This is a genomic window from Rhizobium sp. NPDC090275, from assembly GCF_044772225.1.
Taxonomy (GTDB): Bacteria; Pseudomonadota; Alphaproteobacteria; order Rhizobiales; family Rhizobiaceae; genus Rhizobium.
Genome location: NZ_JBIVYL010000007.1, coordinates 99,898 through 113,782, shown reverse-complemented (window position 1 = coordinate 113,782; position 13,885 = coordinate 99,898). Strand labels below are relative to the sequence as shown.

General features: G+C 62.1%; 16 protein-coding genes. 8 read left to right on the top strand and 8 right to left on the bottom strand.

The features are described from left to right. Positions 1-29: 29 nt before the first annotated feature. Positions 30-839: a serine O-acetyltransferase gene (cysE, locus tag ACIQUB_RS18750; RefSeq protein ID WP_402931292.1), complete on the top strand. Its 810-nt coding sequence runs from the start codon at positions 30-32 to the stop codon at positions 837-839. A gap of 46 nt (positions 840-885) precedes the next feature. On the opposite strand, the gene ACIQUB_RS18745 is transcribed toward cysE, so the two are convergent. The 3 genes from ACIQUB_RS18745 to ACIQUB_RS18735 all read right to left on the bottom strand — a co-directional run bounded on the left by ACIQUB_RS18745 (position 886) and on the right by ACIQUB_RS18735 (position 3,478). Next, the gene (locus ACIQUB_RS18745) at positions 886-2,043 is read right to left on the bottom strand and encodes a GGDEF domain-containing protein (RefSeq protein WP_113239388.1); all 1,158 of its coding nucleotides are present in this window, start codon (positions 2,041-2,043) and stop codon (positions 886-888) included. A 102-nt stretch (positions 2,044-2,145) separates the two neighbouring features. Continuing rightward, positions 2,146-3,153 (bottom strand): serine hydrolase, encoded by a 1,008-nt coding sequence (locus tag ACIQUB_RS18740; RefSeq protein WP_113239390.1) that lies wholly within the window; start codon positions 3,151-3,153, stop codon positions 2,146-2,148. Between the two features lie 94 nt (positions 3,154-3,247). Next, positions 3,248-3,478, bottom strand: a complete 231-nt coding sequence (locus ACIQUB_RS18735) for a DUF6719 family protein (protein WP_113239391.1) — start codon at positions 3,476-3,478, stop codon at positions 3,248-3,250. Positions 3,479-4,084: 606 nt separating this feature from the next. Here ACIQUB_RS18735 and ACIQUB_RS18730 point away from each other — a divergent pair. Further along, on the top strand, positions 4,085-4,219 hold the full coding sequence (locus ACIQUB_RS18730) for a hypothetical protein (RefSeq protein ID WP_018901941.1): 135 nt from the start codon (positions 4,085-4,087) through the stop codon (positions 4,217-4,219). Positions 4,220-4,367: 148 nt separating this feature from the next. On the opposite strand, the gene ACIQUB_RS18725 is transcribed toward ACIQUB_RS18730, so the two are convergent. Continuing rightward, positions 4,368-4,958 (bottom strand): GNAT family N-acetyltransferase, encoded by a 591-nt coding sequence (locus ACIQUB_RS18725; protein WP_113239392.1) that lies wholly within the window; start codon positions 4,956-4,958, stop codon positions 4,368-4,370. Positions 4,959-5,046: 88 nt separating this feature from the next. Beyond that, entirely contained in the window at positions 5,047-6,180 is a 1,134-nt protein-coding gene (gene odc2 / locus ACIQUB_RS18720) for an ornithine/lysine decarboxylase (RefSeq protein WP_113239393.1), read from the bottom strand. 583 nt (positions 6,181-6,763) lie between these two features. Between odc2 and ACIQUB_RS18715 the strand changes: the two genes are divergently transcribed. The 3 genes from ACIQUB_RS18715 (at position 6,764) to ACIQUB_RS18705 (ending at position 9,527) form a co-directional block, all read left to right on the top strand. Beyond that, the gene (locus tag ACIQUB_RS18715; protein WP_113239394.1) at positions 6,764-7,657 is read left to right on the top strand and encodes a LysR family transcriptional regulator; all 894 of its coding nucleotides are present in this window, start codon (positions 6,764-6,766) and stop codon (positions 7,655-7,657) included. A gap of 143 nt (positions 7,658-7,800) precedes the next feature. Further along, positions 7,801-8,442 carry a DUF1007 family protein gene (locus tag ACIQUB_RS18710; RefSeq protein WP_113239395.1) on the top strand — a complete coding sequence of 214 codons (642 nt, stop codon included), beginning with the start codon at positions 7,801-7,803 and terminating at the stop codon, positions 8,440-8,442. After that, positions 8,436-9,527: a nickel/cobalt transporter gene (locus tag ACIQUB_RS18705; protein ID WP_113239397.1), complete on the top strand. Its 1,092-nt coding sequence runs from the start codon at positions 8,436-8,438 to the stop codon at positions 9,525-9,527. Before ACIQUB_RS18710 ends, ACIQUB_RS18705 begins: the two co-directional genes overlap by 7 nt. Before the next feature lie 14 nt (positions 9,528-9,541). Here ACIQUB_RS18705 and ACIQUB_RS18700 read toward each other — a convergent pair whose 3' ends face one another. The 3 genes from ACIQUB_RS18700 to ACIQUB_RS18690 form a co-directional block, all read right to left on the bottom strand. After that, positions 9,542-9,757 carry a hypothetical protein gene (locus ACIQUB_RS18700; RefSeq protein ID WP_111564904.1) on the bottom strand — a complete coding sequence of 72 codons (216 nt, stop codon included), beginning with the start codon at positions 9,755-9,757 and terminating at the stop codon, positions 9,542-9,544. Positions 9,758-9,865: 108 nt separating this feature from the next. Continuing rightward, on the bottom strand, positions 9,866-10,579 hold the full coding sequence (locus ACIQUB_RS18695; protein ID WP_111564905.1) for a tellurite resistance TerB family protein: 714 nt from the start codon (positions 10,577-10,579) through the stop codon (positions 9,866-9,868). 119 nt (positions 10,580-10,698) lie between these two features. Next, positions 10,699-11,337 carry a 2-dehydro-3-deoxy-phosphogluconate aldolase gene (locus ACIQUB_RS18690; protein ID WP_018901951.1) on the bottom strand — a complete coding sequence of 213 codons (639 nt, stop codon included), beginning with the start codon at positions 11,335-11,337 and terminating at the stop codon, positions 10,699-10,701. Between the two features lie 154 nt (positions 11,338-11,491). Between ACIQUB_RS18690 and ACIQUB_RS18685 the strand changes: the two genes are divergently transcribed. The 3 genes from ACIQUB_RS18685 to ACIQUB_RS18675 are packed head-to-tail and all read left to right on the top strand — an operon-like array spanning position 11,492 to position 13,861. Next, positions 11,492-11,980, top strand: coding sequence for a CYTH domain-containing protein (locus tag ACIQUB_RS18685; protein ID WP_113239399.1), 489 nt, complete (start codon positions 11,492-11,494; stop codon positions 11,978-11,980). Next, positions 11,958-12,866 carry a CHAD domain-containing protein gene (locus ACIQUB_RS18680; RefSeq protein WP_113239406.1) on the top strand — a complete coding sequence of 303 codons (909 nt, stop codon included), beginning with the start codon at positions 11,958-11,960 and terminating at the stop codon, positions 12,864-12,866. The genes ACIQUB_RS18685 and ACIQUB_RS18680 overlap by 23 nt, the downstream gene beginning before the upstream one ends. A gap of 59 nt (positions 12,867-12,925) precedes the next feature. Continuing rightward, positions 12,926-13,861 (top strand): rhodanese-related sulfurtransferase, encoded by a 936-nt coding sequence (locus ACIQUB_RS18675; protein WP_026283627.1) that lies wholly within the window; start codon positions 12,926-12,928, stop codon positions 13,859-13,861. The last annotated feature ends 24 nt before the right edge of the window (positions 13,862-13,885 follow it).

Genomic DNA, 13,885 nt, shown 5'->3' with positions numbered 1-13,885 from the left:
GTTGGCGTGAAAACAGAGAGCTGAGCCAGATGTCGCAGACCAGAACCGCCATCGCCGAAACCGCAGCCGCCAACGATGCCTCGGCGTGGGTGTTGATCCGCGCCGAGGCCCTGGCGCTCTGCGAACGCGAACCGGTCTTGCGGCCTCTTTTGACATCGCAGGTGATCGAGGCTGCGGATAGCGCGACAATCGTTGCCCGCGTGCTCGCCGCGCGCCTCTCGCGCGCCGATGTCGATACAGCGGCTCTGACGACGCTTCTCCAGGAAACGCTGACACCTGCTATCCTCACCGAGATCCAGGCCGACCTTATGGCAGTGCGCAAGCGCGATCCGGCCTGCACGACCTATCTGCATGCGCTGCTCAACCTGAAGGGCTTCCACGCCCTGCAGATCCACCGCGCCGCCCACAAACTGTGGATCGAAGGCCGCGTCGAGATCGCCAGCTGGCTTGCCAATCTCGCCTCGCTGGTCTTCGGCCCGGACATCCATCCGGCGGCAAGGATCGGCTCCGGCATCATGCTCGACCACGGCTCCGGGATCGTCATCGGCGAGACTGCTGTCATCGAGGACGAGGTCTCGATCCTCCAGGGCGTCACGCTCGGCGGCACCGGCAAGGAAACCGGCGACCGGCACCCGAAGATCCGCCGCGGCGTGATGATCGGCGCAGGCGCCAAGATCCTCGGCAATATCGAGATCGGCGCCTTTAGCAAGGTGGCGGCCGGCAGCGTGGTGGTGAAGCCGGTCCCGGCTCATTGCACGGTGGCCGGCGTCCCGGCAGCGGTGGTGCGCATCCACTCTGCCAGCGAAATCCCCGCCGAAAGCATGGATCAGAATATCTGAGCTCGGGCTAGAGCATTTTTGCGTTTCGAAGAAACGCGGAAATGCTCTAGGCCGCCTGCTCCTGCGCGGGCGATGCCTCGACCCGGTCGCGGCCTCGCCGCTTGGAAGCGTAGAGCGCGGTATCGGCCCGCTCCAGAAGCTTCTTGAAATCGATGTCCGGACCGCTGCAGGCGGCGACGCCGATGCTGAGCGTCGGAAGCGACGCGAACAGCGCCATCGCCGAAACCTGCTGCGAGAATGCCAGCCGCATCCGCTCGGCGACGGCAATCGCCCCATCCTCGGCGGTATTCTTCAGTACCACGAGAAACTCGTCGCCGCCGTGGCGCGACAGGAGATCATCGGGCCGCAGCACGCTGCGCGCCGCACTGGAAAACAGCCGGAGCACATCGTCTCCGACGGGATGGCCATGCTGGTCGTTCAGCTGCTTGAAGTGATCGATATCGACCACCAGGAGTGCCAACGCGTGGGCGTCGCGCACCGGCAGCCGCTGCGCCAGTCCACCGCGATTGAGCGCGCCCGTCAGCGGATCATGATGCGCCAGCGCGATCAGTTCGCTCCTGTTGCGCTCGGCCGCCATCAATACGATCAGCATGCTGCGCAGCGCCAGAAAGATGACCGCCGTCGATGCCATCCAGCTATGGGCGACGGTGGCGCCGTAGGGATCAGGACCCGCAATCTCGCCCGTTGCCGCCATGACGCTCCGCACCAGGAAAATCGCCGCCGTCGGCAGATAGAGCCACGCCAGCAGGCCCGCCGAGAAAAGCTTCTCGCGCCTGTGGATACCGATACCCTCGCGCAGCACCGCCAGATCGCACAGGCAGCAGATGGCCGAGACATAGAACAGCCGCGTCGACACAGCCATGTCGCCTGAGGGCAGAGCCGCGACCGGGAGGCTGATGCAGACGAGCGCCAGCGCGCAGGCAAGCATCGACACCGGCCGGCCGGCGAGCACGCGGATGGCGAAGAACGACAGCAGGTAACCGGCGATGGTCAGCACGTTGCCCAGCTGGATCGACAGCACATAGGGAATGAAATTGCGCAGGCAGACGAGGAGCGTCCCGACGCCAAGCACCAGATAGCTGGCGCCCCACCATGCCGGCCAGCGGCCGAACCGCCCGGTCCAATAGCTCACCATATGCGCGCTTCCGAGAACCAGCAGCGTCATGGCGGAGACGACGTAGATCGTCCGCAGATCCAAAATCATGTACGCGCCTCCAATTCACCGGCGCGTACACGTTACGAGATCGCTATTGCGTTTTGATTGGAACGCTTGGTCGCATTTTAACCAATGCGCTGAAAAGCCCGCTCAGACAGGGCGTGCGGCAGCGATGATCTCGGAGAGAAGCCCGTGCAGCGCATCGCGGTAGCCGGTTCTCGCCGAGGGGCCGTTTTCGTCGGACGTCATCACGACGGTGAGCTTCAGCGACGGCACGATATAGAGCATCTGGCCGCCATAACCCCAGCCGAAATGCACTTGCTCGCCACCGATCTGTCGCGAGAACCAGCCGTAGCCGTAGTCATCGCCCGAGAAGCGCGAATTGGTGCGGTGCTGCCAGGACTGGACGACCCAATCGGCGGGAACGACCTGCGTGCCATCTGGAGCCTTGCCGCCATTGCGGTAGAGCTCGCCGAAGGCAAGCAATGAACGGGCGGTCATCGCCATCTGGTTGCCGCCGAGATAGATCCCCTGCGGATCCCGCTCCCATGCGCCGATGCGAAAGCCATCGACGGGCGCTAGCCACTCCCGCGCCAGGGCAAGCGTCGATTTCCCGCCGACCTTGGTCAGGATCGCCGACAGCAGATGCGTAGAGGCTGTCGAATAGAGCATCTGCCCGCCCGGCGCATCGGCGAACGGCTGCGCTAGCGCGAACCGCACCCAGTTGCGCGACGACACGAAGCGCCCGTAATCGGGACCGGACAGGCGACCAAGCCCCGCTTGCATCGAGAGCAGGTTACCGATGGTGATCTGGCCGAGCCTCGGATCCGGATTGTCGGGCAGGTCGGCCTTCAGGATCGGCGCGATCTTTTGGTCCGGTCCCTCGAGCAGGCCCTTGCCGATGGCGATGCCGACAAGGCTCGAGATGATCGACTTGGAGGCCGACTTGATGTTGACGGATTCCTTGGTCGAATGGCCGCGATAGCCATGCTCGGCGATGATCTCGCCATCCCTGGCGACGACGACAGCCTTCAGCGGCCGCAGCTCCTCGCGCGACGCGCCGCCATCAAGCAGCGTGGTCACAGGGCTCGGTTGCTGCGCGAAGGCGACGGCTGGCGTGAGCGACAGCATGAAGAGAAGTGCGAGGCGCTTGATCATGCGCCATTATCTATGACGGGCGGCCGATCAAATCATCGGCCGCCCCTTCAAACTCACATGGATGTGAAACCTTATGATCGCCCTTGGCTCAAGATCATTGATGCACGCATTTTCGGTTCATCTGGGTTCGCTTTTGCGCCTTGGTGAATTTCGCGATCATCCCCGCCGGACATTTCTTGTCGTCGAAGAGAACGGATTCGCCCGGCGCCATCGACTCGACCGTCGGCTTCGCCGTCACCGTCTTGATTGCTGCAAAGGAAGTCGACGCGCCCGCAAGCAACAGCAGGCAGGCGCAGGAAAGGGAAAGAAGTAGAGACCGTATCATAAGTTCGCCCTCACGTTTTAGTGATAACTAAAATACATTCCTACGGAATCGCGCCGGCGGCAAGTCATCCGATCGGCGGGCAGCACGAATATCCGCGCGCGGGCTGCCCACGGCGGTGAAAAAGGGAGAAGGCAGGCGGTCGAGGTATTGAGTAGTAAGTGTCAGGCTGGTCCGCCTGCCCGATCGTTTCAGGCTTTCCGGCTTCATCAGACCGACAGGAGCGTCTCTCGATCTGGCGTCCCCGGACGAATCATCTGCCCTGACGGCATCCGATTCGACCTTTCGCGACCGTCATCAAGCGCCGAATTATGAACGGAGACCGAACCGGTTCATGAACCCGGCTCCCTGCTCGATGACGCGTTCATGATGCGCCGACCCTACGCCATGGGGATGATTCTCGCCCATATTTTCATCCATATGATTGTTTTTTCTGCATTTTATTAGAACGAAAAGTGAATTTCTTCCCCATAAAGGCGAAGCTGCAGTGTTGCTAAAATATCGTTAAAATTTACCGTCACAGTTTTTTGTTCATCTGGCGTTCAGAAAACTCTTGGGAAAGCCGACTTTTGCGCTCACATTAGATACCAGAGAACTAGGAGTGCATGAATGATTCTTAAGGCCACAGCCGCAGCGACCATATTCGCGGTCTATGCTTTCACGATGTTTTTCATCGCCGCCATACCGGACAATATCGTACAGACTGCCGGGACACAGCTGGTTGACGCCAGCGTCGTGAAATAAGCGCCGCTAGAAAACGGCGAAGCGAATACAGAGGGGATAATAGTCCGCCGGCTCTTCCGGCGCCCCTTCAAACTGATTTCCTGAAACTGGAAATGAAACAAAAAAGCCCCTCCCTTTTGGGGAGAGGCTCTGCCGGACAAGGCCTGATTCAGGCCGCCCTGCGGATCGGCGCGCTGGCCAGCATCCGCCCCGTCGGGACGATCATGCCGGCCGCGCCGTCAAGCCAGCCCTCGACCAGCTCGAGCGCCAGAAAGCGCGAGCGTTCGAACGGACCAGGCATGACGAGATGCTGAGCCTTTGCGGCGAAGAAGCCGAAACGCTCGTAATAGGGGGCGTCGCCCACAAGCAGGATTGCGCCGTGACCACGGGTCTTGGCTTCCAGCATGGCGGCGCGCATCAGCGCCGAACCGACACCCTTGCCCTCGAAGCTGGAATCGACAGCCAGCGGCCCAAGCAGCAGCGCGTCGATGGCAGTACCATCGGCATTGACGCCGGCTTCGACGTTCCACAGGCGCACGGTGCCGATCACGTGACCGTCGCGATCACGCGCAACCAGTGCCAGGCCTTCGGCCGGAACGCGGCCACGGCGGATCTTTTCCGACGACTTGCGGCGGCGGTTCGGGCCCATGGCGCGATCGAGCAGGTTCTCGCGCGCAACGACATCGCCGGCATTTTCGGCGTCGATGGTGAAAACAGAATGCGCAAAGAATGCGCGGACAGAATCAAGAACAGCGGCCATCGTGGCCTCCCGAACTCAAAACCGTTTCAAACGGTATCGTCAGATCATTGTGAGGGTGCCGCCCCGGCTGGCTGCGGGGCCGGCGGTATCAGATAATATAGGCCTTCAGCGGCTCGAAGCCGTTGAACGCGACCGCCGAGTAGGTGGTCGTGTAGGCGCCGGTGCCTTCGATCAGGATTTCGTCGCCGATCGAAAGAGTGAGCGGCAGCGGGTAGAGATTCTTTTCGTAAAGCACGTCAGCGGAATCGCAGGTCGGGCCGGCGATGACGCAGGGCTCCATTTCGTCGCCGTCGCGCTCGGTGCGGATCGGGTAACGAATGGCTTCGTCCATCGTTTCGGCCAGACCGCCGAACTTGCCGATGTCGAGGAACACCCAGCGAGCGGCGTCGTTGTCGGACTTCTTCGAGATCAGCACGACTTCCGTCTTGATGACGCCGGCGTTGCCAACCATGCCGCGGCCCGGCTCGATGATCGTCTTCGGCAGGTTGTTGCCGAAGTGGTCACGAAGGCTCTGGTAGATCGCACGACCGTAAGCTTCCGCCGACGGAACGTCGCGCAGGTACTTGGTCGGGAAGCCGCCGCCCATGTTGACCATCTGCAGGTGGATGCCCTGCTTGGCCAGCTGAACGAAGACGCGCTTGGCATCGGCAAGAGCCGAATCCCAGGCATCGACCTTGGTCATCTGCGAACCGACGTGGAACGACACACCGTAGGACTCGAGGCCCAGCTGATGCGCGTAGACGAGAACGTCGACGGCCATCTGCGGCACGCAACCGAACTTGCGGCTGAGCGGCCATTCAGCGCCTTCGCCATCGGTCAGAACGCGGCAGAACACGCGGGCGCCGGGAGCGGCACGCGAGATCTTCTCGACTTCCTCGTGGCTGTCGACTGCAAAGAGGCTGACGCCGAGCGCATGCGCACGGGCAACGTCGCGTTCCTTCTTGATCGTGTTGCCGTAGGAGACACGGGCAGCGGTCGCACCGGCGTTGAGCGCCATTTCGATTTCGGCGACGGACGCGCAATCGAAGTTGGAGCCCATGTCGGCGAGCAGCTTCAGGACTTCTGGAGCCGGGTTTGCCTTGACGGCGTAGTAGATGGCGCTGTCCGGCATGGCGTGACGGAAAGCGGAGAAATTGTCGCGCACGACGTCGAGGTCGACCACAAGGCAGGGACCGTCGGGACGTCGGGTTGCGAGAAAGTCGCGGATGCGCTGAGTGGTCATATCGATTCCCTTTTCAATTCCAGAGCTCCGGAAAAACCGGAGGACAAAGGGCAGCCGATCACTCGCATAGGAACCAGCCGGTGGAGACCCCGGAACCTTAGCAAGCGCTCGAATGCGCGAATGATGAATCAACGCCGCGAAAGCGACATGGATTCGGCTTTGTCTGCCATGGATTGGAGGGGATTCCCTACCGCACTTCCGGCAATGAAGGTGTGCCTCTTCAGTAACCCCCGCTGATGGAAAGCAGGGAGAGAACAAAAAGGCCCGCACCGTCGTTGCTTCAGGCGTCCTCGCATTTTCCGGTTGGCCGGAATAGCGACTGGAGGGGTTAATTCCAGGTACCTTACCGATTTCCTCACCAATTCGAGGGTTCGGCGGACACCCATGGGCACGTGCGACTTTGGGCTGAGGTCGAGATAAGAATATTCGCCGTCATAATCAAGAGTTTTTTTGGGGTTGCGCAAAAAAACGAAAAACGCCAGCCCACTTGCGTGGACCTATTGCCGCATGAACGTCGCGCTTGCCTTTGCTCTAGGATTATCTGATTGATATTCCGGATATAAATCAGGACCGCAAAGCACTCATGGACACCCTCACCCGCATCCGCGCCTTCATCGACGTCGTCGAAGCCGAGGGTTTTTCCGCTGCCGCCCGCAAGACCGGCCGGTCCAAGGCGCTGCTGTCGAAATACGTCCGCGAGCTCGAGGATGAGCTTGGCGCGCTGCTCTTGAACCGCACGACCCGCCAGTTTTCGATGACCGAGGCCGGCCACACCTATTATCGCACCGCTTCCGACATCCTGAAGGAGATCGACAACCTTGCCGATCTCGTGCGCGAGAACAACGCGCAGCTGAAGGGCAAGCTGAAGATCTCGGTGCCGCGCACCTATGTCGATGCCGATGTCGGCCAGTCGCTGATCGATTTCGCCCGAGAGAACCCGGACCTGCAGCTGGAAATCTCCGCCGACGACCGCTTCGTCGACCTGATCGAGGAAGGCTTCGACGTTGCGATCCGCGTGACGAAGCTCGAGGATTCCGGCATGATCGCCCGCAAGATCTCGGATTTCCGCATCCACCTCTGCGCGACGCCGGAGTTTCTGGAGCGTCATCCGCAGTTGCAGAACCCGGCCGATCTCTCGAACGTGCCCTTCATCATCGACACCAACTCGCGCAACCAAGGCAGCATCCGCTTCCAGAACCCTGACGGCACCTCGTTTGCCGTCGCCGTCTCCGGCCCGATCGAGGTCAACAGCCCGCATGCGACGCTACGCGCCGCCCTGTCAGGCATCGGCATCGCCTTCATTCCCGATTTCATCGCCCGCAAGCCGATCGAGAGCGGCGAGCTGGTGACACTCTTCAACGACTATATCGCCACCGATCGCGGCATTTACGCCGTCTATCCGCACCGCCGTTACCTGCCCGCCAAGGTGCGCATTTTCGTCGACTATCTTCACAATTGGTTCAAGAAGCACCCCTAAGCCGGAACCGCGGAAATCCGGTCCCAATTCGGTCCCATTTTCCGGCAAGATCGCAGCAACTGATTTGGGCCGCCCCACCCGGATTTATCGCCTTTCCGGCAACCGAACTTGGCCCGAACTCTAGAGATGAAGTTAGCGGACGCATGAAGATATCGACTTTACTGACGGCCGGCTTTCTGACGCTCGTGCCCGCCGCAGCCTTCGCGCATCCGCATATCTTCGTGGAGGCCCGCCTCGAGGTGGTCGCCGGCGATGACGGCAATATCGCGGAGTTCCGCAACGTCTGGCGCTTCGACGAGGTCTTCACCTCCTCTGTCGTCATGGATTTTGACAAGAACACCGATCTGAAGCTGGAGCCGAACGAGCTCGCCGAAGTCGGCAAGACGGTCCGCGATTCCCTGGCCGACTATGATTACTACATGAACCTGACGATGAACGGGAAGAACATCACCGTTCAGAAGCCCGACATCATCCATGTCGATTACCGCGACGGCCAGCTCTTGATGTTCTTCGCCGTCAAGCCGGTCGAGAAGATGCCGCTCAAGGGCAACCTCACCTTTGGCGTCTACGATCCGACGCTCTACACCTCGATCGACTTTCCGACCGACAAGGAGATGATCCTCGTCGGGGACGCCTTCAAGGCCTGCAAGCACCAGGTGGTCAGGCCCGATGCCGACCAGGTGATCTCGCAGAACAAGCAATCGCTGACCGACGCCTTCTTCAACGATCCGACCGGCACCAACATGTCGAAGCTCTTCGCCACCAAGCTGGACGTCACATGCTGAGGCGCAAGCCCACCCTCCTGCTATACGCCGCCGGCCTGCTGCTCGTGACCGGCCTCGCCGCCGCGCATGCGCAATCGCCGCTCGGCATCGGCACGGCGGAGCCGAGCTTCCAGCCCTCCGGCGGGCCGCTGGCGCCGCTCTTTCTCTACATCAATCACGAACAGCAGGCCTTCTATCGCGCGCTGACCAACGCGTTGAAGGCGATGCGCGAGGATCCCTGGCAGCTCGGCACGCTGGTCGGCCTGTCCTTTGCGTATGGTGTCTTCCACGCCGCCGGCCCCGGCCATGGCAAGGCCGTCATCTCCTCCTACATGATCGCCAACGAGATCGAGTTGAAGCGCGGCGTCGTCATCTCCTTCATATCGGCTTTCGTCCAGGGAGTGGTGGCGATCCTGCTTGTCGGCGGCGCCTGGCTGGTACTGCGCGGCTCGGGCATCACGCTCACCATGGCCACGCAGGCGATGGAGATCGCAAGCTTCGTCATGGTCATCCTCTTTGGCCTGTGGCTCTTGCTGCGCAAGCTGCGCGCCATCATCCCGGCCTTCCAGCCGGGGCAGGAAGCGCTGGCATCGGGCCCCGTCAGCATGATGCTCGACTGGCAGGACGCCGACCAGCGCGGCGAAAACAGCTCCTACGCCTTCGGCGAAACCCAGGCCGCCAAGGCCGGCCACAAGTTCATTTCAGGCATGGCTTGCGAGACCTGCGGCCAGTCGCACATGCCAGATCCGGCGATGCTCGGCGCGGAGAAATTCAGCATCCGCGAGGCCTGGTCGGCGATCGTCGCCGTCGGCCTGCGCCCCTGCTCCGGCGCGCTGCTGGTTCTGACGTTCTCTTTGCTGAATGGCCTCTATCTCGGCGGCGTACTCTCGGTCTTCGCCATGTCGCTCGGCACCGCCATCACCGTCGCCATCCTCGCAACCCTTGCCGTCACCGCCAAGGGCACCGCCATGCGGCTTGCCGGCCACGGCTCGCGCGTCTCGACATGGGTGGGCAACGGCATCGAGCTCTTGGGCGCGCTGCTTGTCATCGTGATGGGCGCGCTGTTGCTCGGCGCGTCGCTGCAGGGTGTGGGATTTGGTGGGTAGTTGGTGAGTTAACCTCACCCACCCCGCCGACGCTGATACCGAGCCCGCAACCAGAACACCGCGAAAAACGCCATCACCAGGCACACCCCGACGATGATCGCCAGCGTCGGCGAGTAATTGCCGATCCACAGCACCACCGACGGCAGGAAATAGATGACCAGCCCGGCGCAGACGAGGATGATGGCCGCGGCAATCGCCGGCGAGCGGCGTTCGGATCTGGGGTCGGCCATGCGAAAATCTCCTGCGGGTGAGGAGAAGGGCTTAGGCCAGCCGCCGACGAAAGGCAACTGGCCCTGATGGCAGGCTTGCCAATCGTCAAACGGCAAGCCTTTTTCGGCTCAGGCCGTGACCTTGGCTGACGACACGGTCGCGTCGATATGGTCGAGCAGCGCGTCCGGCAGGCCGAGGCGGCCGGCGAGCAGGTCGAGATAGCCGCGTTCGGCGCGGGTGTCGGGATTGATGGTCAGCCGCGTCGCGGTATAGAGCTCGACCTTCTGCTCCTCGGTGCGCGCGGCGGCTACGAGATCATCGATATCGACAGGATTGGCGAGTTCGTTGCGCAGGAAGGCTTCGGCTTCCGAGCCGAGATCGACTTCGCGCACCTTTTCCATGATGTTGGCGCGCTCGGCATCGTCGATATGGCCATCGGCCTTGGCGGCGGCGATCATCGCGCGGATCAGCGTCAGGGCGAAATCATTGGAGAGTTGCGGCCCTTCCAGGCTGAAGGCCGAATCCGGCGGCGGCAGCGCGATCGGCTGGCCGGTCGTGGCGGCAGGCTGCGGTGCGGCCTCAGGCGACTTGCCGGACTGATAGTTCTTGTAGGCGAGATAACCAAGCCCGGCGACGGCAGCGAGCCCGCCGATCGTCGCGACATTGCCGGCGATGTTGCGGCCCGTCTTGGTGCCGAGCACGGCGGTCGCAAGGGCCCCTGCCTTCCACGGATTGTTCTTGGCCATCTCGATCGCGCCGCCCGCCCGATCGCGAACGCTGCCGCCCACACCCGGAATCTGCGATCCCAGAAACTGCTCAAGAAGCTTCTTCGCGTCGAACATACCTGATTGTCTCCCTTTTAAGCTAAAACGGAAGATAGGTACGCCCGGCACGAATACAAATGCGGGCGGCAAGGCCGCCCGCACCATGCGGATCACAAAAATGTCAGGAGAAAGCCGTCTCAGCCCTTCAGCGCAGCCGCCTCGGCGGCGAGCTTGGTGATGCCGGCCCAGTCGCCCGAAGCGATCAGTTCCTTCGGCGCAACCCACGAGCCGCCGACGCAGATGACGTTGGGCAGCGACAGGTAATCCATAGCGTTTTTCAGCGAGATGCCGCCGGTCGGGCAAAACAGCGTGCCAGCGAGCGGTGAGGAGAACGCCTTCAGCATGGCCGCGCCACCGGCCTGCTCGGCCGGGAAGAACTTGAGCACCTGGTAGCCTTCTTCGCGCAGCGCCATGACTTCGCTGGCGGTCGCGGCACCCGGCAGAAGCGGCACGGAGGAATCGCGGGCCGCGTCGAGCAGTTCCTGCGTGGTGCCGGGGCTGACGATGAACTTGGAGCCGGCGGCAACCGCGGCTTCCCAATGCTTGGCGTTGAGAATGGTGCCGGCGCCAACCTCGGCACCCTCGACCTCGTCGGCCACGGCGCGAACCGTGTCCAGCGCTGCCGGCGTGCGCATGGTGATTTCGATCGCCTTCAAACCACCCGCGACCAATGCCCGCGCCAGCGAAACGCCCGACTTGACGTCGTCGACGATCAGGACCGGCACAACGGGCTGCAGTTTCAGGATGGAAAGGAGTTTTTCTGTCTTTTCGCCCATGGCCGTGGTTCCTTTGAAACGATTTAATTCCGGCAACGGAATAGACCTACCGCTAAAGTTTGTCGAGACCGCAACCATCTTTGGAACGGAATGGGTATCAACCTCAGCTAAATTGCGCTAGCGTACCGGCCGTCGTCAAAGAGGTTCATCGGTCATGGCAAAAGAGATCGAGCGGAAGTTCCTGGTACGCAGCGATGGCTGGCGCTCCGGCGTCGAGACGAAATCTGTCCTCAGACAGGGCTATATCGCGTCGATGGACGACCGTTCGGTACGCGTGCGCATCATCGACAAGAAGAGCGCGCGGCTGACCACCAAGATCGGTCGCAGCAAGATGACCCGCGACGAATTCGAATACGAAATCCCGGTTACCGACGCCGAAGAACTGCTTGGTGCGGCGATCGGCATCGTCATCGAAAAGACCCGCTACCGCGTGCCCTATGAGGGCTACGTCTGGGAGGTCGACGTTTTCGCCGGCCAGCACCGCGGCCTCGTCATCGCCGAGGTCGAGATGGGGTCGGAAGCCGAACGGCCGGCGCTTCCCGCTTGGCTCGGCCGCGAGGTCACCGGCGATTTCAGATACTCAAATCAGGCATTGGCAACCGAATTTGAGCACGACCGGCATGCCCTTCAGCATACGGCCTGACCGGTCCTTCAAATCACAGTTTCACAAGCTCGCGCGACGCCAGCTGCGCCATGCGATCGATGTGCTCGAAACGCGGCCTCAAGGCACCGACCACGCGATCCATGAGGCACGCAAGCGGCTGAAGCGGGTGCGCTCGCTCTACCGCCTGGTCGCGAGCGCCGTGCCGAAATTTTCCGCCCGCGAGAATATCAGGCTGCGCGGCATCGCCCGCTCGCTGTCCTCCCTTCGCGATGCGGCGGCGCTGGTCGAGACCGCCACCTATCTCCATGAACGCGCCCGCGACAGCGACGAGGCCGAGGCGCTCGGCCGCATCGTCGTGGCGCTCACCGCCCGGCGTGACCGGCTGATTGCCGCCCGCCGTGATCCCGAAAAGGTCGTCTCGGACACCATCTCGGCGCTGAAGCGGGCGATCGCGGCCGTTCAGGACGTCAACCTCAAGGGCGGGCACCGCAGGCACGGGCGGCTTCTGGCGCATGGGTGGGACACCACGGTGCGCAAGGCGCGCAAGGCGCTGGCCGCCTGCGAGGGGCATGTCTCGGCCGAAGCCTTTCACACGCTGCGCAAGCGCACGCAGGATTACCGCGCCTATCACAAGCTACTCAATCCACTCTGGCCGACCGCCATGAACGCGAAATACGAGGCGGCGAGCACGCTGGTCGACCTGCTCGGGCGCATCAACGATCTTGAGCTGCTGTGTGAGCTGGTCGAAACCGAGCATCACCATTTCGAGAATGCCGACGACCTCGCGCACCTGCTCTACGCCATCATCTTCCACCAGCAGCAGGGTCGCCACGATGCGCTGGATCGCGCCGAGCGCATCTTCGGCCCGGATGCGGATGACGAGGCGATGCGCATCGAGATGCTCTGGATCGCCTTTGGCGGCTGAATATTAGCCGCACCTGCAGGCGATTGCGCTTGGTCGCCGAAAGCTGTATTTCCAGCCGCATGACCGACACATCGACCCAACAGGCGACGAGCCCTTTCCTCGTCGCGGCCCTTTATCATTTCGTTTCCGTGCCGCACTTCGAAAGCCTGCGCGCGCCGCTGCAACAGCTGTGCGAGGACAATGGCGTCAAGGGCACGCTGCTGCTTGCCCATGAGGGCATCAACGGCACGATCGCCGGGCCGGATGCGGGGATCGCGACGGTGCTTGGCTATCTGCGCGCCATGCCGGAATTCGCCCGCCTGGAGCACAAGGAAAGCCGCGCGTCGAAAATGCCCTTCGTGCGCATGAAGGTGAAGCTGAAGAAAGAGATCGTGACGATGGGCGTCGAGAACATCGACCCCAACAAGATCGTCGGCACCTATGTCGCGCCGCAGGATTGGAACGCGCTGATCTCCGATCCCGATACGATCGTCATCGACACCCGCAACGATTACGAGACGGCGATCGGCATCTTCAAGGGCGCCGTCGACCCGAACACCAAGACCTTCCGCGAGTTTCCGGACTGGGTGAAGAACAACACCGGCCTGCACAACAAGCCGAAGATCGCCATGTATTGCACCGGCGGCATACGCTGCGAGAAGGCCACTGCCTTCATGAAGGAGCAGGGCTTCGACGAGGTCTACCACCTCAAGGGCGGCATCCTGAAATATCTCGAGGAAGTGCCGCAGGAAGAGAGCCTGTGGGAAGGCGCCTGCTTCGTGTTCGACGAGCGCGTCTCGGTCGAGCATGGGTTGAAGGAGGGCGACCACAAGCTTTGCCACGCCTGCCGCAATCCGATCACCGCGGAAGAGATCACCTCGGAGAAATACGAGGAAGGCGTGTCCTGCAGCCATTGCTACGACAGCCGCACCGAGGAAGACCGGCTGCGCTACCGCCAGCGCCAGCTGCAGATCGCGCTCGCCAAGAAGCGCGGCCAGAAGCACATTGGCACCTGAGATCATCCAAGGGGGCGATATAGG

Coding starts and splice junctions, on each gene's coding strand:
- cysE (WP_402931292.1), top strand. CDS start 30: ATGTCGCAGACCAGAACCGCCATCGCCGAAACCGCAGCCGCCAACGAT.
- ACIQUB_RS18745 (WP_113239388.1), bottom strand. CDS start 2,043: ATGATTTTGGATCTGCGGACGATCTACGTCGTCTCCGCCATGACGCTG.
- ACIQUB_RS18740 (WP_113239390.1), bottom strand. CDS start 3,153: ATGATCAAGCGCCTCGCACTTCTCTTCATGCTGTCGCTCACGCCAGCC.
- ACIQUB_RS18735 (WP_113239391.1), bottom strand. CDS start 3,478: ATGATACGGTCTCTACTTCTTTCCCTTTCCTGCGCCTGCCTGCTGTTG.
- ACIQUB_RS18730 (WP_018901941.1), top strand. CDS start 4,085: ATGATTCTTAAGGCCACAGCCGCAGCGACCATATTCGCGGTCTATGCT.
- ACIQUB_RS18725 (WP_113239392.1), bottom strand. CDS start 4,958: ATGGCCGCTGTTCTTGATTCTGTCCGCGCATTCTTTGCGCATTCTGTT.
- odc2 (WP_113239393.1), bottom strand. CDS start 6,180: ATGACCACTCAGCGCATCCGCGACTTTCTCGCAACCCGACGTCCCGAC.
- ACIQUB_RS18715 (WP_113239394.1), top strand. CDS start 6,764: ATGGACACCCTCACCCGCATCCGCGCCTTCATCGACGTCGTCGAAGCC.
- ACIQUB_RS18710 (WP_113239395.1), top strand. CDS start 7,801: ATGAAGATATCGACTTTACTGACGGCCGGCTTTCTGACGCTCGTGCCC.
- ACIQUB_RS18705 (WP_113239397.1), top strand. CDS start 8,436: ATGCTGAGGCGCAAGCCCACCCTCCTGCTATACGCCGCCGGCCTGCTG.
- ACIQUB_RS18700 (WP_111564904.1), bottom strand. CDS start 9,757: ATGGCCGACCCCAGATCCGAACGCCGCTCGCCGGCGATTGCCGCGGCC.
- ACIQUB_RS18695 (WP_111564905.1), bottom strand. CDS start 10,579: ATGTTCGACGCGAAGAAGCTTCTTGAGCAGTTTCTGGGATCGCAGATT.
- ACIQUB_RS18690 (WP_018901951.1), bottom strand. CDS start 11,337: ATGGGCGAAAAGACAGAAAAACTCCTTTCCATCCTGAAACTGCAGCCC.
- ACIQUB_RS18685 (WP_113239399.1), top strand. CDS start 11,492: ATGGCAAAAGAGATCGAGCGGAAGTTCCTGGTACGCAGCGATGGCTGG.
- ACIQUB_RS18680 (WP_113239406.1), top strand. CDS start 11,958: ATGCCCTTCAGCATACGGCCTGACCGGTCCTTCAAATCACAGTTTCAC.
- ACIQUB_RS18675 (WP_026283627.1), top strand. CDS start 12,926: ATGACCGACACATCGACCCAACAGGCGACGAGCCCTTTCCTCGTCGCG.